Source organism: Sphingomonas piscis (assembly GCF_011300455.1).
Lineage (GTDB): Bacteria > Pseudomonadota > Alphaproteobacteria > Sphingomonadales > Sphingomonadaceae > Sphingomicrobium > Sphingomicrobium piscis.
In genome coordinates this window covers 170,040-186,856 of record NZ_CP049869.1, presented here as the reverse complement: position 1 = coordinate 186,856, position 16,817 = coordinate 170,040, and the positions used below count along the sequence as shown (strand labels likewise).

The window sequence follows — 16,817 nt, the reverse complement described above, 5'->3', positions numbered from 1 at the left end:
GGCGCGAACGGCAAGCCGTCCCCGCCCCCTTCCATTACGAACTTGAGTTTAGAAGCCCAGGCTCAACGTCGCCTGGAACGTCCTCGGCGCACCGACCGAGAAACGCGGCCCGCTGGTCGCCTGTGCGGCGACGGCAGGAAGCGTGTTCTGAGTGGTGATGTTCGCGAAGTAGTATTTGTCGAAGATGTTCGTGACGCTGAGGTCGAGATAGGTCTCCTTCAGCGACGTCCATTCACCCAGGCTGATGCGGGCATCGGTGTCGATGACGGTGTAGGCGGAAGTACGACCACGGATGTCGACCGGCAGGTCACCCGTATTGACAAGGAAATTGGACCGGCCGTTGTCGTCCGTCGAGAAACGCTTGGACACCCACTTGCCCTGCACACCAAACGAGACTGGACCGAAGTCCTTCTGAAGGCGGCCACCAAAGGTCCACTTGGGTGTTTCGACGAACTGAGCGCCCTTGGTGTTGACCGAGATGATCTGGCAGCTGGTACCGACGATCGTCCCGGGAAGGCACGCTGCGCTGGTCGAGGCAGCCGTTCCGAGTACGTCCTCCTTCAGGCGGGAGTTGATGTAGGACGCATAGGTGTAAACCAGGAGGTCGGGCATCACGCGCCAGCTGACCTGACCGTCCAGACCATAAGCGCGGGCGTCACCGACATTACGGTCAAGCGTCGAACCGAAGGTCTGGCTGGCTGGATCGAGATCCTGCGCGGTCACAATCCGGTTCCGATAATCGACATAGTAGCCGGCAAGCTGCGCCTGAACCCGGCTGGTGCGATAGCGATAGCCAAGTTCGTAGCTGTTGGTGGTCTCCGGCTCCACATCGATGTTGACCGACCGATAGAGGTTGTCGGTCGAGGGGGACGAGAAGTTCTTGCCGTAGCTGGCGTAAACGCTGTGACCACCGGTAAAGTCGTAGGACACACCGGCCGACGGAAGGATGGGGCTGTACTTCACGGTCCGTTCGAACGGAGCATAGAGGTAGCCACCGGCGGGTGCAGTGCCGGTCGGACGCGGCGCATCGGGGCTCAGGATGCGGTTGGGCGCAACCGGTTCCGTCGTGCACAGCGGGTTGCCGCTGGTCAGAACCGTATAACAATATTGGTTCAGTTCCCGGCGGAAGAATGGTGCGCGAATACCGGCGGTGAAGGTCAGCCGGTCGTCGAAGAACCGGCCGAAATATTCACCACTAATCTGCTGCAGCATGGCGATCGACAGGCGGTCGCGGTTCTGCAGGATCGTGCCGTCGGCGGTGCGGATGCGCGCTTGACCTTCGTACTTGCCGCCAAAGACGCTGATCGGGTCGCCATTCTCGTAAAGCCGGCCAAAATCGCCGGTTTGACGGTGGTGGCCACGGTCAAACGTATAAGCGGCACGGAGGCGATGCTGCGGGCTGATCTCGTAGATCAGAGAGGACAGGAAGGTATAGCGGTTCGTTCGCGTGTTGCTCGGCTGATAAACGCGCACCAAGTCGAGAATGTCGCCGTCACCATTGAGGTCAATACCGCCGTTCACTACCGGATTGGCGCCGCGCAGACGGGCGTCGGTCTCTTCAACCTGGAAAGTGCCGCCGCCGTTGGCCAGCGTTCCCTGATAACCCGGGTCGGCCGTGAAGGTGAGACCGTCCGCCAGAGTCAACTTCAGCTGCCCACGGATGTTGCCCGTATCCGACGGGTTGATGCGCAAATTATAGTAGTTGGTGCAGCTCGCCGGCGTCGACAGGTTTGCAGCCGTGCCCGAGTTGTCGTTGTCACGAACGCCGCGGGTTGGGGCATCGCGAACGCAGGTATCGATGTTGTCGAAATAGCGGTTGCCGAGGTAATCGGAGATCAGGCCATTGTTGTAGCTGTTGTTACGGTTGCTGTTCAGGTGACCAGCGATCGAGAAGAAGTCGCCGTTCGAGCCGATCGGTTGATAGATGCGTGCGTTAAGCTGCCGCTTCTTCAACTCACCCGGGCCACGGAACTTGTCGTACTTCTGATAAGAGCCGGCAACAAACAGGCGGGTGCCGAATGGGGTCAACGCCCCGCTGTCGAACATGGTGAACAGGCGGCGATAATGCTCGGTGCCGAGCGAACCGTTCACGCGCAGGCCCAGATCCGTCGAGGGAAGGCGGGTCCGGTACGAAACGACGCCGCCGGCTGCCGACGGTGTCGGCGAGTCGACGTCGGTTGTGCCAAGGTTGACCGAAACCTGATCGATCAGTTCCTGGTCCATCTGCTGGTTGCCGAAGATGGCATAGTTGCCCGTGTCGTTCAGCGGCAAACCATCCCAGAGCAGCGCGACGCGGTTGCCCGGGAAGCCACGGATACGCAGGTTGCCGCCCGAAGATCCGTACGGATCATTGTTGGTGTAGTTCACGCCCGGGATAAGGTTGATCGACTGAAGGATCGATTGACCCTCGGTCTGGCGCGACAAGATTTCCTGCGTCAGCACCGAACGCGTCTTGGGAACGTCGGGGACAGCAACGCCGCCGACGCCACGGGCACGGGTGCCGGTCACGACAATGGTCGAGCTTTCAGTGGTTTCGGTGCCGGTGGACTGCGCGAACGCAGCGGTCGGAACGATGCACGAAGCAGTCGTGCAAAGAAGCAGGATTTTCTTCACGAAAAGATGTCCCCCCGAGGACTCGTAAGTTGCTGATAAGGGGCCGCTATAGCGGGATTGAGACAGCAAAGTGACAGTGGAATCTTAACGCAGCGCACTTCTCATGCTGCGTTGCACAAAAGCCACAAGTCCGTGGTTTCCACGGAAATGGGATCCTAAATGCGTCGCTCGTCGAGCTTGCGGCCGAGGCTGACGAGCGCCTGAACAAGGGGCGGAACAAGGACTAGCGACAGCACCACTTTCGCGATCATCTGTCCGACCAGAAGCTCCGCAATCGGGAACACACCATAGAAGGCGACGCTAATGAAAATAAGCGTGTCGACGATCTGGCTGAGCGCGCTTGCGACCGCCGACCGGACCCACAGCAATGGCCCGGTACCGCCGCCCCGGCCTCGCAAGCGACTGAAGATGGTGACATTCAGCAACGTGGAAATACCGTAAGCAAGAATGCCGCCAAGCCAGATGCGCGGCGTTCCCTTCATCATCGTCTCGAAGGCGCCGAGCCGTTCGGGATCCATTTCGCGGGCGGCCGGAAGGCCAAGCACGACGATCGTCAGCAAAAGCGAGGCGATCAGCGGCACGAATCCGATCAGAACTAGCCTGTTCGCGACAGCCCGGCCGTGCAGTTCCGCAACCGCGCTCGAGGTGATGACAAGCAGCAGGAAGGCAAAAATGCCGGCCTCTACCGCGAGCGGTCCGAGCGCCACCTGCTTGTTGCCGAGCACGCCGGCGATGCACACCATTCCGCCGTAGAAGATGCCGTAGGCAAACAGTGACTTCGATATGGCGCCGGATGTGGGCGCCGAAGCTGCAGTGTTGATCTCGCTGGTCATGCCGGGACGCTAGCGGGGGAGGCAGCGACGGCAAGCCTTTTGTTCGGCACTCCGTTGACCATTACGCTCACGCGCCGCTACGCGCTTCACCCGTGACTTCCCGCAGCCTTGACGTTGTTGCCATCGGCGACGCCATCGTCGACGTGATCGCCACGACGACCGACGAGTTCATCCAGCAGCATGGTCTCCGCAAGGGGTCGATGCGCCTGCTCAGTGCGGCCGAGGCGGACGAACTGTACGATGCTATGGGCCCTGCGCGGGAGGTCAGCGGAGGCTCGGCAGCGAACAGCATGGCGGGCGTTGCAGCGCTGGGGCTGCGCGCGGCCTTCGTCGGGCAGGTCGCCAACGATCAGCTCGGGCAGATATTCACGCACGACATGCGCTCGCTCGGCGTCCGATTCGACACGGCGCCCCTTGCCGCAGGGTTGGCTACGGGCCGCTGTCTGATCCTCGTCACGCCCGACGCCCAAAGGACCATGAACACATGCCCTGGGGCGAGCTACGAACTGACCGTCGCGGCGCTGGATGACGCCATGATCGCGTCGGCGGCCGTGACCTTCCTTGAGGGATATCTGTGGGGACCGGAGCGGCCGCGCCAGGCGATGCTGAAGGCGGCGCAAATTGCTCATGAAGCCGGCAACACGGTCGCCTTCACCTTGTCAGAAAGCCTCTGCATCGGCGACCGCCGCGAGGGCGTGCTCGGGATGATCGACAATGGCGTGGTCGACATCCTGTTCGGCAACGAGGACGAATTACTTCACCTGACCGGCAGAAGTGACCTGTCGGCCGCGATTGAGCAGCTTCGCCCCAGGGTGCGGACGTTGGTTGCGACCCGGGGGGCCGCCGGTGCCATGGCGTTGTCGGAAGGGAAGCTGGCTGAGATTGCCGCCGCGCCTGTGGAGCAGGTCGTCGACACGACCGGCGCCGGGGACTTGTTTGCAGCCGGCTTCCTTTCCGCCTGGTGTCGCGGCCGGCCGATCGAAGCATGTCTCCAAACGGGTGCGCGCGCGGCGGCCGACGTCATTTCCCGCTTTGGCGCCCGTCCCGATGCCGACCTCAAGGAGCGTATCGTCCTGTGAACAATATCAAGCGTGTGGCGGTCTATTGCGGGTCGGCCATGGGCGCCCAGCCGGTGTTTGCCGACGCTGCGGACGCGCTTGCCGCCGCGATGGTGGAGCGTGACGTCGACCTTGTTTATGGCGGCGGCAAGCTCGGCCTGATGGGTCGTACGGCCGATGCAGTGCTCCGCTGCGGCGGTAAGGTTTTCGGAGTCATCCCCGACGCGCTCGTGAACCTTGAGGTCGCGCACGAAGGCGTGACCGAACTTCACAAGGTCGCCGACATGCATGAGCGCAAGGCGAAGATGACGGAGCTTGCGGATGCATTCGTCGCACTGCCCGGCGGTATCGGGACACTCGATGAATTATTCGAGGCGTGGAGCTGGAATGCGCTCGGCTATCACGCCAAGCCTTTTTGCCTGCTCAACATCGACAACTTCTGGAATGGCATGATCGAGTTCATCGATCATGCCACAGCCTGCGGCTTCCTGTCGGCGCAAAGGCGCGGACAATTGCTGGTGGCGCAAACGCCTGAGGAGGCGTTGAAAAAGCTGGACGAAGCCGCCGGCACCGCTGCACAAGGCATCGTCTGGTAGGGCAGGGACCCCACGAATGAATCAGCGGTTGCTCGGCCTTGCCGGGATCATTGTCATCCTCGGTATTGCGTTCGCTTTGTCCAGCAACCGCCGTGCGATCCGCCCACGCGTCGTTGGGGCGGCCTTTGCGCTTCAGGCGCTGATTGCGTTCATCGTTCTTTACACGCCCTGGGGGCGGGCCGGCATTCAGGGCCTGTCCAACGGCGTTGCGAACCTGCTGAGCTACGCCAACAAAGGAACCGAGTTCCTGTTCGGGCCAAGCGAAACCAACCCGCTTGCCAATACTTTCGCGATTTCCGCCTTGCCGGTGATCATCTTCTTCGCGGCGCTTGTCTCCATCCTCTACTATCTCGGGATCATGCAGCGCGTGGTGCGCTGGGTGGGCGGAGCGATCGGCTGGGTCACCGGGATCGGACGGGTGGAGTCGCTCGGATCCGCAGCCAACATCTTCGTCGGTCAATCGGAGGCGCCCCTGGTGGTGCGGCCCTATCTAGCGGCACTGAATCCGGCGCAGATCTTCTGCCTCATGACCGTCGGCATGGCGGGTGTCGCCGGTACCATCCTGGCCGCTTACGCTAGCCTCCTGGGCCCGCAATATTTGCCCTACCTCCTGGCGGCCGCCTTCATGTCGGCTCCGGGTGGAATCCTGATGGCGAAGATCATCATGCCTGATGAACTAGCGCCGACCGACCCGGATGATCTCCAATTGCCTGAGGGACGGATCAGCGCCCAAGGCCCTGCCGCACTCCTGCCGGAAGGACGGCGCCCTGCCGAGCCGGTCGAGGTTGCCGAGACGTTTGAGGACGGCGTGCGCCCCGCCAACATCATCATGGCCGCCGGGCAGGGCGCCCAGACGGGCGTGAAGCTGGCCGTGGCGGTGGGCGCGATGGTTCTGGCCTTCGTTGCACTTGTGGCGCTTGCGAATGGCATTCTGGGCGGGATCGGCGGCTGGTTCGGAGCGCCGGACCTCAGCTTTCAGCAGATCATCGGCTACTTATTCCAACCGATCATGTTCCTGATCGGCGTGCCCTGGAACGAAGCGGCGCCGGCGGGCGGCCTGTTCGGCACCAAGCTTGTGCTGAACGAGTTCGTGGCCTTTATCGACCTGGGCAATCCGCAAGGTCCTGCTGCCATCCTCTCGGACCGTAGCCGTGCAATCGTCACCTTCGCGCTGTGCGGCTTCGCCAACTTCAGCTCGATCGCCATCCAATTGGCGGTGACGGGCAACCTTGCGCCGAACCAGCGGCCGACGATCGCGCGGCTTGGCATTCGTGCCTTGATCGCCGGCAGTCTGGCGAACTTGATGAGCGCCGCGTTGGCGGGCCTGCTCATCTAGGCAGCACTTTCACGGCCCGCCCCAATGGCTTAGATGGGCGACATGACGATCACAACCGACGACGCGATCGCGTCCGTTTCGCTCAACGACGCCGACACCGACCCGCAGGGGTTTGCAGACAAGCTCGGACGCAGCTTCGAAGAATATGGCTTTGCCATCATAGCCGATCACGGCATTTCGCAGGAATTGATCGAGCGTGCCGAGGAGAAGGCCAAGGCTTTCTTCGCGCTGCCCGAGCCCGCCAAGAAGCGATATGCATTGGCGGGGCAGGGCGGCGCGCGCGGCTACACGCCCTTCGGAATTGAGACGGCCAAGGGTGCCAAAGCCCACGACCTGAAGGAATTCTGGCACGTTGGCCGCGACCTTCCGGAGGGGCATCGTTTTCGGGCCCATATGCCGGACAATGTCTGGCCTGCCGAGGTTCCAAGCTTCCGCGACACCTTCTCAGAGCTATACGCGACGTTCGACCGGACCGGTCTCAAGATCCTGCGGGCAATCGCGCGCTATCTGAAGATTGACGAAGACTATTTTGCGGACGCTGTGCGGGACGGAAATTCGGTGCTTCGGCTTCTCCATTACCCGCCGCAGAGCGAACCCACCGGCGAGCACATCCGCGCGGGCGCGCATGAAGACATCAACACGATCACCCTCTTGTTGGGAGCGGAGGAAGCGGGGCTCGAGCTGCTGACTCGCGACGGGCGCTGGATCCCGGTGTCGCCGAAGCCGGGCGAGTTGGTGATCAACATCGGCGACATGCTTCAACGGCTGACGAATGGACGTCTTCGGTCGACCTCGCACCGGGTCGTGAACCCCGCGCCGGATCGTGCAAGCAAGGCGCGTTATTCCATGCCCTTCTTCCTGCACTTCCGATCCGATTATCTAATCGAGGCGCTGCCAGGTACGGTGCCTGCCGGAGAGCAGCCCAAGTGGCCGCCGATCACTGCCGACGATTACCTCCAGGAGCGGCTGCGCGAAATTAAGCTCGCTTAGAAGAAGAGGAAGTCGCCGGCGTGAAGCGCGCCGAGGCTGACATTCTCCAGGGTGATGACGTCGCTTTTCGTGAAGCTGAGGAGCACGTTGTTGCCGCTCTGCTTGGCGTGACTCATCAGATCGGCGAAGTCGCGGGCAAGGTTGTGATCGATGGCGAGGACATCACCGCCACCGAGCCCGGCTTGGAAGTCGACGATTGTCCCCTTTCCTGGACCGGCATTGATCACGAAGCGGTCGTCACCGCCGCCACCGACAAGCCGGTCGCCTGACGCGCCGATCAGCACGTCGCTGCCGCTGCCGCCGGTCAGCGTCTGCTTGGTCTTGCCGTACAGCAGCAGTCCATCGGTTGTCGTTGCGCCATTGGCATCAGTCGCGGTGAGCGTCAGTGCGTGCGTCGCCGCCGCCGATGCAGGTAGCCGAACGCTCCAGCCACCGTCGGCCGCTGCCGTGGACGTGCCGAGGAGGGTTCCCGCTTCGCGTACGGAAACGACGTCCCCTGGATCTGCCGTGCCGACGACCGAGGCGACATTGTTTGAAATCCAACTGACGTTGGTCGCTCTCGGCGCCGCAGGGGGAGCGACTGCTGCGCCGAACTTGATTTCCACTACCAACGGATTGGCCGACAGGTTCAGGTCGACGGAGCTGGCGTTGGTAAACGAAGCCAGCGGCGTCGTGCCGGCGATCGGGTCGAATACCCGGATGGACGATGCGGATTGCCCAAGGGTGAGGAGAAGTGGGGACGTCGGCGGCGGCACCTCCTGCGTGCCGTCGTGGAGTACCGCGCGGCCGTTCCAGATCACAAGGTCGAAGGTTCCGTCACCCTCCTGGAGGAGCATGGAGGATGCGGACCATGGCATCCAGCTGAGCTCGTAATTCAGGCTGGCGGGGGCAGCGCTCGCGCCGCCGTCGGCGAGCAGGTGCGTCAGGTTGCCGATGGCGGTGGCCGCCAGCTTGGGGCTGCCGTCGGCATGAAAAAGGCCGAAATGCTGTTCCTGAACGTTGGAGGCGTTCGGCTCGTCCATCAGCTCGTAGAGGAAGGTCATCTTCGCACCCGCGGCGAAGGCGGTCAGCAGCGCGTTGACGTTGATCACCGCCTGCGTGTCCTCGTCGGTCACGCCCCAGTTGGAGGTACCATAACCGGACGTCGAGATGCCGGTCTCAGTGATGTAGACCGGCTCATTGGGTGCGGAGGCGCGCGCAAAAGCAATGGAGTTAACGATGCGATCGCCCAGATTCTCGGCGATGTTGCCGTAGATGTGGGCGTTGCTGCCGTTCACGTAGCTGGAGAAGTCGGGCAGTGAGTCGAGCTGGATCGCCGATGGAGCAATGATCGGCGTGTTGACGAACAATGGGTCGGCACTGACGGCGAGTTCCAGCGCGGCAGCATCGCTCAAACCCCAGGAAAGGTCGCCGGAGGAGCTCGCGCCGTTCAGCCAATATTGATTGGTGGTGTACTCGTTCGTGCCCTCGAACGCGATCACACTGCCGGGTACTGCGGCCTCAAGCGCGTGTGCACGCGCGACGTCACGCGCGGCGTTTACCTGACCGGTCTGATCGAACGAATATACGTTCGCTTCCAGGATGCTGAAGCGGATACCGGCCTGCGCCAAGGTAGTGAAGGTGGGCAGTGCATAGTCGAACGGCGCACCATCGCGCAGGTTGGAAATGCCGAGGTAGGAAAGCTGGTTGAGCAGCATTGGAGCATTGGTCCATTGCGCCGAGCCCGAGTCGATGTGCGTCACGACGCCCAGCGAAGCTAAGAAATCACTGGCGCTTCTGGCCGAATGAACGGTCAGCCCCGCTGCTGATAGCTGTTGATCTGCAAACATCTGGCCCATCACTGCCCTCCCGACGGCGGCTTTCGGCCGCATTCCCGAGCAAGCACTTTGTACCAGGAAAAACGTTAAGAAAATCAGCAGTTTAGCGTAGAAATGGAGTTTAGCAGCGCGCATATAAACGGATGATAATGCAACCGCTCTCAGACGCTTAGCTCAGCCTTCAAGATTGTCTGGGCCAAACCCGTGGGGCAGCAGCTCGGAAATGAGGTGCCGAGTGAATGGGCCAGCTGCACCCGCACAGATGATTTCGATGTCCGCGCCGGATACATGCGCCGCTTCCAGCATTGCCTGCCGACAGCCGCCACAGGGGGTGCAGACCTCCGTACCGGCAAGATGTCCATCACGCCGCAGCCCGCCGGCGACAGCGATGCGCCGGACTTTGTCGATACCAAAGCGGTGCTGGGCAGTCGTCAGCGCACTTTGCTCTGCACAGATGCCCAGACGGTAGCATGCGTTTTCCATGTTGGCGCCGGTTACGACCTCGCCATTATCGGACTCGATGGCGCAACCCACATGAAAGTTGGAATAGGGTGCATAGGCCTTCAGTGCGGCGTCCCGCGCCATGGCAACAAGCTCTTCCTCTGTCATGATTTTGTCCTTAGGCGAAGGCACTTAGGAAATCACGCGTGGCTCGGAGACGCGCTTCGTTATGCTTCTGAAGAAACTCACAATCGCTGGCATGTTGGTAGCCGCCGCGACGCTGCCATCCTCTGCACTGGCCTGGGGCAAGACGGGACATCGCGTCACCGCGGCGGTCGCGGACAGCTATCTGTCCGGCCTGGCCCGCGCGCATATTCACGAAATCCTGGGCGTGGAGACGTTGGCCGAAGCATCCAACTGGCCGGACGAAATGAAGTCGGCACCCGACGAATTCTGGCAGAAGACGGCCTCGCCGTGGCATTATGTGACGGTCGGCGGTGTCACCTATGACCATGCGCCGCCCGAAGGCGATGCCTTGGGAGCGCTAGCCTTTTTCCGCAGGTTGGTGCTCGATCCCGAGACCAGCCCGCACCATCGCCAACTCGCGCTTCGCTTCATCGTCCACATCGTCGGCGACCTTCACCAGCCGCTGCACAACGGTCGTCCCGGCGATCGTGGCGGCAACAACGTCAAGGTGAAGTGGTTCGGCAAGGACACGAACCTTCACGCCATCTGGGACACGTCCCTGATCGAGGAGACGGGCTATTCCTTCACGGAGATGACCGACCATCTGCTTCGTCATACCAGCGACGCGGATGTGATCAGCTGGTGGGATCCGGCACCGAAAGACTGGATCGCCGAAAGCGTCCAACTTCGCGAACGCATTTACCCCAAGGAGGGTGAAACGGAACTCGGCTACAAATATATCTACGACAACACGCCTTATGTTGAGCTTCGGCTCAAGCAGGGCGGGGTTCGGCTCGCAGCCTATCTGAACCAGCTCTTTTCCGAGCCGATGCCGGCGAAATGATGCGTCCTGCGGTCTTAATCGCCGCCCTGTGGCTGGCGGGCTGCGCATCACTGCCGGTTCGAACGCCGAACTTCGAACGAGTAGCGGCGCCGATCGAAGTTCAGATCCTCGCGCTCAACGACTTCCATGGCAATCTCGAGCCGCCATCCCCCGTCGAATTGGCGACGCCTGACGGGGGCAAGACCAAGGTTCGAAGCGGCGGTGCCGTCAACGTCGCGGCAGCACTTGGCGCGCTTCGTGCCGGACACGCCAACAGCATCACCGTCTCTGCCGGCGACACCATCGGTGCAAGCCCACTTATATCCGGCTACTTCCTCGACGAGCCGACGATCGAGGCGTTCAACCGCATGGGAGTCGAGTTCAACAGCGTCGGCAACCATGAGTTCGACAAGGGCGTCGCCGAATTGAAGCGGATGCAGTCGGGCGGGTGCGACAAGCATACGGCGCGCACACCGTGCGCGGTTGAGCCATTCAGGGGTGCCTCCTTCCAATATCTCGCCGCCAACGTGCTCGGAACCGACGGCAAGACGGTTCTGCCCGCGACCGGTCTGAAGACTTTCGGCAGCGGAGCACGCGCGATCCGGATCGGCTTCATCGGCATGACGCTGCAGAACACGTCGAATCTGGTAACCCCGTCCGGCGTTCGCGGCCTTACCTTTGCGGACGAAGCTGAGACCGCCAATGCACTGGTACCGCAACTGAAGGCGCAAGGCGCGGACACGATCGTCCTCCTGATCCATCAGGGCGGTAAGCTGCCGCAGTTCACTGCAGGCAATGGCTGCGACGGCTTGTACGGGGAAATATTGCCGATCCTACCCAAGCTCGACCCGGCGATCACTACCGTCGTTTCCGGGCACACACACTGGGCCTACGTGTGTCAGCAGGGCTCGCCGGTGGCGCCAAGGCTGCTGACCAGTGCGGGAAAGAACGGCTATTTCGTCACCGACCTGCGGCTGCGGTTCGATCCCGTCACCCATCGGCTGCTGTCGCAGGACGCTTCGAACGTGATCGTTGGCGATGGCGGAGCCGGGAAAGCGCCGGAGGTTCAGTCCCTCGTCCAGCGCTACGCTGAGGCGATCAAGCCTGTCGCCGAACATGTGGTCGGCCGGCTGACCGCGCCGGCACCGCGCGACGAGAATGACGCCGAAAGTCCCGCCGCCGACCTTATTGCCGACTCCATGCTGGCGGCGACACGGCAGGCGGAGAATGGCGGCGCGCAGCTCGCCCTCGTCAATGCGACCGGCGTCCGCATCGGGATGCCCGGCGGCGACATCACCTATGCCAACGCCTTCCAGATGATGCCGTTCGGGAACAACCTTGTCGTCATGACCCTTACCGGTGCCCAGCTGAAGAAAGTGCTCGAGCAGCAGTATAGCGCCGAGAACCTCGCCGCCTCCAAGCGCGTCCCGGCCTTGGCGCCGAGCGACGGGTTCACTTACGCCATCGACGTCAAGCGTCCGAACATGGCGCGCGTGTTCGATATCCGACTTAACGGCGAGCCGGTGAACCCGGCACGCACCTACCGTGTGGTCGTCAACAATTACGTGGCGTCCGGCGGCGACGGTCTCACCGGCTTCACCGAAGGAAGCGATCTCGTCGACAAGGGCATTGTCGACCTTGATGCGTTCGTCGCCTGGATCGCTCCCGGCCGCGCGCCACCGCTCGCCAACCGCATCCGCAACGCGACCCCGCGTTAGCGCAGCGGCGGCTCGTCGAAGCTGCGGAGCTTGCGACTGTGGAGGGCGTCCCCTTCCTTCTGAAGGAGGGTCAGCGCCTCGATGCCGATCCTCAGGTGCTGGTTGATCGCGCGTTCGTAGAAGGCGTTGGCTTGGCCGGGCAATTTGAGCTCGCCGTGTAGCGGCTTGTCCGAGACGCACAGCAGGGTGCCGTAGGGCACGCGGAAGCGATAACCCTGCGCTGCCACGGTCGCCGACTCCATGTCGATCGCCGCCGCCCTGCTCTGGTTGAAGCGGAGCGCCGACAATGTGTAGCGGAGCTCCCAATTGCGGTCGTCGGTAGTCACCACCGTGCCGGTTCGAAGCCTCGACTTCAGTTCGTCCTCCGGCTCGCCGGTGACGTTCACCGCGGCATCGAACAAGGCCTGCTGGACCTCCGCGATCGGGGGCACCGGGATTTCCACCGGAAGAACGTCGTCGAGGACGTGGTCGTCGCGCAAATAAGCGTGAGCGAGAACGTAATCGCCGATCCGCTGGCTGGGACGGAGCCCGCCGCAATGCCCGATCATCAGCCAAACCTGCGGGCGGAGTACCGCGATATGATCGCAGATCGTCTTGGCGTTGGATGGGCCGACTCCGATGTTCACAAGAGTGATGCCGGCGCGGCCCTTGGCCATCAGGTGGTAGGCTGGCATCTGGTGCCGCCGCCAAGTCCCCGCGGCAATTTCCGCTTCGGCATTGGCCAGCTGACCGGGTTCATATACGCCGCCGGGTACCGAAAGGGCCGTATAGGGGCTGTCCGGTTCGCGCAGTTCGTTGATCGCAAAACGGACGAATTCGTCGACGTAGCGAACATAGTTGGTGAACAGCACATAATGCTGGAAGTGCTCCGGGGGCGTCCCGCTGTAGTGGCGCAGCCGAGCCAGGCTGAAGTCGGTCCGCGGACCGTCGAACAGCGACAGCGGTCGCGTCGCGCTCCCCGCCGGATCCCACGCGCCGTCCGCAATCTCGTCGCCGATGTGCACCAGCTCGCTCGACGGAAACCAGCGGGAAAGCTCGGTGCTGCCGATGCCGCCAAGCTCGAGTTGCCCGGCATCGATCACGTAAGGGTAGGGGATTTCGCTTGGAGACCGACCAACCGACAGTTCGACATGATAGTCGCGGACTAGATGTTCGAGCTGGGTCTGGAGATAGGTGCGGTAAAGTTCAGGCCTGGCGATGCTCGCCGTGTAATAGCCCGGCTGGTTGAGGCGAGCGAAGGCGCGCGCCGGCGAAGGTGCCGGCGCGGAGGCATCGTAGCGCACCTGCAGCTCGGGATAGGCGAAGCGACCGTTGGCACGGTCCTGCGGATCAGGCTTGGTGCCGTCGCGAGCGAACGCGGCGACGGCGTCCTTCAGATTGGCGACGGACGAATCGTAGACGTCGCAGAGCTGATCGATGATGCCGGAAATGTCGGAAAGTTCAGTCACCTAAACCGATTGGCGCGTCTCACCGCACGAAACAAGGTCTGTTCGACGACGGGACAATGTACCCGATTGAAGCCAAGAGCATGATCACTCCGTGGCGAGGACGTCGCCAGGCTTGAGTGGCCTGAATCGGTGGGGATCGATGCCTTCTCGCCGCAGGCCGGCTGACAATCGCTCGGCTGGCTCAGCCCAAGGCTCGTCCGTCAGGGCGAAGGTCCCCCAGTGAATGCCACCCGCTTGAGCAGCGTCGAGATCGCGCATTATCTGAATGGCCTCGTCCGGATCGACGTGCTGTGCCGACATGAACCACCGCGGCTCATACGCGCCGATGGGGATCAGGGCGCAATCGATTGGACCGAAACGGCCGCGAATGTCCCGAAAGATCTTCCCGGTGCCATAGCCCGTGTCACCCGCAAAATAGACCTGGGAGCCGCCCGCGTGGATCACGAACCCGCCCCACAACGCCATTCGGCGGTCGCGCATCGTTCGTGACGACCAATGCAGGGCCGGCACGATATGGACCGAAGCCCCCGACAGGATCGTACATTCGTCGCCCCAGTCGCCCGCCGAGATCCTGGCGCCGGGAATGTGCCGCCGGATAATCGTGTCGTTGCCGAGCGGCGTAACGACAAGCGGGTCGTGCTTGCGACACAATGTGGCAAGCGTTGCCATGTCGAGGTGATCGTAATGATTGTGCGACAGCAGGATCGCGTCGATCGGCGGAAGGGAATCCAGGTCGATTCCGGGTGCCGTCACGCGCTTAGGACCGGCAAACGAGAGGGGGCTTGCACGGTCGGACCAGACCGGATCGGTCAGGATGTTCAGTCCTGACTGCTGGATGAGGAGCGTGGCATGCCCGACCATGGTCACCCTGATGCCGTCGACCCTCTTGTCCGGGATGGTTGGCGTTACGGGCACGCGGGCTGGCCAGTGAGCGCGCCGCGAGGTGCGGCGCCAGCGTAGCACATCCATCAGGGAACGATCGGTGGCGGGCTCGCCAGGATTGAAGAAACGAACACCGTCGAAGTGATCCGACGGTGGGCCCTGATAGTACGGATTTCTCTTCGACATCGTCGTTGGCCTCGGCTTTCACCTGTTGGCCAGTGTCACCGAAGGACTGGCAATGGTGAGCCCTGCTGGATTCGAACCAGCGACCTACTGATTAAAAGTCAGTTGCTCTACCGACTGAGCTAAGGGCCCTTGCCACAACGACGCCGTTAGCCGCGCGGGCGGCGTCGGGCAAGGCGGTGGGCGAGATGGCGGGCAGTCAGTGCGCCATCAAGCGGCCAATTGGGAGCGATCGAAGCGAGCGGCTCCAGCGCAAAAGGGCGTTCGGCGAGACGCCGGTGAGGGATCGAAAGGCCGCTGCTGTGGAAGGCGCCGCCGCTCCATGCGAGAATGTCGAGATCGAGGACGCGATCGCCCCAGCGTTTGCCAGGCCGGCGTCCAAACTCCCGCTCAATGCCCTTCAAGCACGTCAGCATGGCCGACGGCTCGGCACCGCTTTCAACCAATGCCACGGCGTTGGCGAAATCCCGGCCTCGCAGTCCGCGTGCCGGATTCAGCATGATCTCCGACGCGTCGAACAGGTCGAATTGACGATCGAGCCGTGCAATTGCCGCTTCGATCACGCTGGCGGGCGCGCCGAAGCGGCCGTGCGGGCGGTTTGAACCCAGAGCGATGGCGTAAAGGTGTGACACACCCTCGCCATTGCGAGGAGCCAAGCGCCGACGCAATCCAGTTCTTTGTGCGTTGGATTGCGCCGTTGCGCTCGCAATGACACAGGGCACACGTGCTTCAGCCCGCCGACCTCTCGCCCGTACCTGCAGCGGAAGCGCCGCGCGATTGCCCACTCTGCCCCAGGCTGGTCGACTTTCGTGAAGAATGCCGCGCTGAATATCCCGAATGGTGGAACGCGCCCGTTCCCGCGTTTGGTGATCCAAACGCCTGGCTGGCAATCGTCGGCCTTGCGCCCGGTAAGCATGGCGCCAACCGAACCGGCCGCCCGTTCACCGGCGATTTCGCAGGCGAGCTTCTCTACGCGACCTTGCTGAAGTTCGGACTTGCAGAGGGCAAGTATCGCGCCGACCCAGCCGACGGGCTGAGGCTCAAGGGTGCGGTGATCCTTAACGCCGTCAAATGCCTGCCACCCGCCAACAAGCCCGAGCCGGCCGAGATCGCGACGTGCCGCCGCTATTTCGAAGCATCGTTGATGGCGCTTCCGAAGGTTCGGGTGCTACTCGCACTCGGTCAAATCGCTCACGTCGCCGCTGCCAGGGCTGTCGGCGTGAAGCCGTCGGCGGTGAAGTTCCGGCATGGTGCCGAGGCACAAGCAGCCGACGGCCGCATCCTGCTGTCGAGCTACCATTGCTCCCGCTACAATCAGAATACGAACCGCCTCAACGCTGAGATGTTCGAGCGCGTGTTCGCTCGTGCGCTGGAGCTACAGCCCTAGCGGGTCCAACGGGCCAGCCAATCGGCGAGCGCCTGCGGACTAAGCGTTCGTGCGTCGGCTAAGGCGGTCACTCGGCCGGCATTGATCAGGCGGTCGGTGCGGGGATCGACGATCAGGACGGCGGGAACGCCTGCAAGCTTCTTGATCCCGTAGTGCTGGGGAATCGCCATGTTCTTGTCGAAGCGGCCAACGTCCACCGTGACCACCTCATAATGGCGGCGGAGGAAGGTCCGCATTTCAGGGCGTTCCATCACGCCGGCGAGAATACGGCAATCTAGACACCAGTTGCCGCCCAGATCGATGAGCAGAAGCTTGCCATTCTTCTTGGCGCGCGCCCTCGTCTGAACGACGTCGCGAGTGCCGTTGGCGGCTTCGTTATAGGGCAGTGGTAGCGGGGCGAGCTGGTCGACCGTCTTGACCGCGATGCGCGGGGCAGGCGCGGATGCGCTTCCCGGAGCGGCAGACAGTATGCTTGCGGCAACAAGAGAGAGCGTCAGCTTCTTCAT

15 protein-coding genes and 1 tRNA gene are annotated in these 16,817 nt (G+C 62.6%); 7 read left to right on the top strand and 9 right to left on the bottom strand.

Translation table 11 applies throughout. The features are described 5' to 3' along the window. Positions 1 to 48 precede the first annotated feature (48 nt). Both G7077_RS00955 and G7077_RS00950 read right to left on the bottom strand, forming a co-directional pair. On the bottom strand, positions 49 to 2,613 hold the full coding sequence (locus G7077_RS00955; protein WP_166410093.1) for a TonB-dependent receptor: 2,565 nt from the start codon (positions 2,611 to 2,613) through the stop codon (positions 49 to 51). Positions 2,614 to 2,768: 155 nt separating this feature from the next. Next, positions 2,769 to 3,446, bottom strand: a complete 678-nt coding sequence (locus G7077_RS00950; protein WP_166410092.1) for a queuosine precursor transporter — start codon at positions 3,444 to 3,446, stop codon at positions 2,769 to 2,771. A gap of 92 nt (positions 3,447 to 3,538) precedes the next feature. Here G7077_RS00950 and G7077_RS00945 point away from each other — a divergent pair, with 92 nt between their 5' ends. From G7077_RS00945 to G7077_RS00930, 4 genes are read left to right on the top strand one after another with little or no spacing between them, the layout of a single operon-like run. Continuing rightward, positions 3,539 to 4,525 carry an adenosine kinase gene (locus tag G7077_RS00945; RefSeq protein ID WP_166410091.1) on the top strand — a complete coding sequence of 329 codons (987 nt, stop codon included), beginning with the start codon at positions 3,539 to 3,541 and terminating at the stop codon, positions 4,523 to 4,525. Between the two features lie 5 nt (positions 4,526 to 4,530). After that, complete coding sequence (locus tag G7077_RS00940; protein ID WP_206367715.1) at positions 4,531 to 5,100, top strand: LOG family protein; 570 nt, start codon at positions 4,531 to 4,533, stop codon at positions 5,098 to 5,100. A gap of 16 nt (positions 5,101 to 5,116) precedes the next feature. Continuing rightward, positions 5,117 to 6,436, top strand: a complete 1,320-nt coding sequence (locus G7077_RS00935) for a NupC/NupG family nucleoside CNT transporter (protein WP_166410089.1) — start codon at positions 5,117 to 5,119, stop codon at positions 6,434 to 6,436. Positions 6,437 to 6,478: 42 nt separating this feature from the next. Continuing rightward, entirely contained in the window at positions 6,479 to 7,426 is a 948-nt protein-coding gene (locus G7077_RS00930; RefSeq protein WP_166410088.1) for an isopenicillin N synthase family dioxygenase, read from the top strand. On the opposite strand, the gene G7077_RS00925 is transcribed toward G7077_RS00930, so the two are convergent. Next, positions 7,423 to 9,168, bottom strand: coding sequence for an Ig-like domain-containing protein (locus G7077_RS00925; RefSeq protein WP_166410087.1), 1,746 nt, complete (start codon positions 9,166 to 9,168; stop codon positions 7,423 to 7,425). The genes G7077_RS00930 and G7077_RS00925 overlap by 4 nt on opposite strands. Positions 9,169 to 9,417: 249 nt before the next feature. After that, entirely contained in the window at positions 9,418 to 9,852 is a 435-nt protein-coding gene (gene cdd / locus G7077_RS00920; RefSeq protein WP_166410086.1) for a cytidine deaminase, read from the bottom strand. Positions 9,853 to 9,913: 61 nt separating this feature from the next. Between cdd and G7077_RS00915 the strand changes: the two genes are divergently transcribed. Both G7077_RS00915 and G7077_RS00910 read left to right on the top strand, forming a co-directional pair. Then, positions 9,914 to 10,714 (top strand): S1/P1 nuclease, encoded by an 801-nt coding sequence (locus G7077_RS00915; RefSeq protein WP_166410085.1) that lies wholly within the window; start codon positions 9,914 to 9,916, stop codon positions 10,712 to 10,714. Beyond that, positions 10,711 to 12,411 (top strand): bifunctional metallophosphatase/5'-nucleotidase, encoded by a 1,701-nt coding sequence (locus tag G7077_RS00910; RefSeq protein WP_166410084.1) that lies wholly within the window; start codon positions 10,711 to 10,713, stop codon positions 12,409 to 12,411. The genes G7077_RS00915 and G7077_RS00910 overlap by 4 nt, the downstream gene beginning before the upstream one ends. Here G7077_RS00910 and G7077_RS00905 read toward each other — a convergent pair. From G7077_RS00905 to folK, 4 genes are all read right to left on the bottom strand, one after another. Next, entirely contained in the window at positions 12,408 to 13,859 is a 1,452-nt protein-coding gene (locus G7077_RS00905; protein WP_166410083.1) for an AMP nucleosidase, read from the bottom strand. The genes G7077_RS00910 and G7077_RS00905 overlap by 4 nt on opposite strands. Before the next feature lie 84 nt (positions 13,860 to 13,943). Beyond that, entirely contained in the window at positions 13,944 to 14,927 is a 984-nt protein-coding gene (locus G7077_RS00900; RefSeq protein ID WP_166410082.1) for an MBL fold metallo-hydrolase, read from the bottom strand. A 53-nt stretch (positions 14,928 to 14,980) separates the two neighbouring features. Next, positions 14,981 to 15,056, bottom strand: a tRNA-Lys gene (locus G7077_RS00895). Between the two features lie 17 nt (positions 15,057 to 15,073). Then, on the bottom strand, positions 15,074 to 15,580 hold the full coding sequence (gene folK, locus G7077_RS00890; RefSeq protein ID WP_246167256.1) for a 2-amino-4-hydroxy-6-hydroxymethyldihydropteridine diphosphokinase: 507 nt from the start codon (positions 15,578 to 15,580) through the stop codon (positions 15,074 to 15,076). A 68-nt stretch (positions 15,581 to 15,648) separates the two neighbouring features. On the opposite strand from folK, the gene G7077_RS00885 reads away from it, so the two are divergent. Continuing rightward, entirely contained in the window at positions 15,649 to 16,311 is a 663-nt protein-coding gene (locus tag G7077_RS00885) for a uracil-DNA glycosylase (RefSeq protein ID WP_166410081.1), read from the top strand. Here the strand turns inward: G7077_RS00885 and G7077_RS00880 are convergent. After that, positions 16,308 to 16,817, bottom strand: coding sequence for a thioredoxin family protein (locus tag G7077_RS00880; RefSeq protein ID WP_166410080.1), 510 nt, complete (start codon positions 16,815 to 16,817; stop codon positions 16,308 to 16,310). The two genes, G7077_RS00885 and G7077_RS00880, sit on opposite strands and share 4 nt — an antisense overlap.

Excerpts from the sequence above, each read along its gene's own strand:
- G7077_RS00950 (WP_166410092.1), bottom strand. The coding sequence starts at position 3,446 with ATGACCAGCGAGATCAACACTGCAGCTTCGGCGCCCACATCCGGCGCC.
- G7077_RS00935 (WP_166410089.1), top strand. The coding sequence starts at position 5,117 with ATGAATCAGCGGTTGCTCGGCCTTGCCGGGATCATTGTCATCCTCGGT.
- G7077_RS00930 (WP_166410088.1), top strand. The coding sequence starts at position 6,479 with ATGACGATCACAACCGACGACGCGATCGCGTCCGTTTCGCTCAACGAC.
- cdd (WP_166410086.1), bottom strand. The coding sequence starts at position 9,852 with ATGACAGAGGAAGAGCTTGTTGCCATGGCGCGGGACGCCGCACTGAAG.
- G7077_RS00915 (WP_166410085.1), top strand. The coding sequence starts at position 9,914 with ATGCTTCTGAAGAAACTCACAATCGCTGGCATGTTGGTAGCCGCCGCG.
- G7077_RS00910 (WP_166410084.1), top strand. The coding sequence starts at position 10,711 with ATGATGCGTCCTGCGGTCTTAATCGCCGCCCTGTGGCTGGCGGGCTGC.
- G7077_RS00900 (WP_166410082.1), bottom strand. The coding sequence starts at position 14,927 with ATGTCGAAGAGAAATCCGTACTATCAGGGCCCACCGTCGGATCACTTC.
- G7077_RS00880 (WP_166410080.1), bottom strand. The coding sequence starts at position 16,817 with ATGAAGAAGCTGACGCTCTCTCTTGTTGCCGCAAGCATACTGTCTGCC.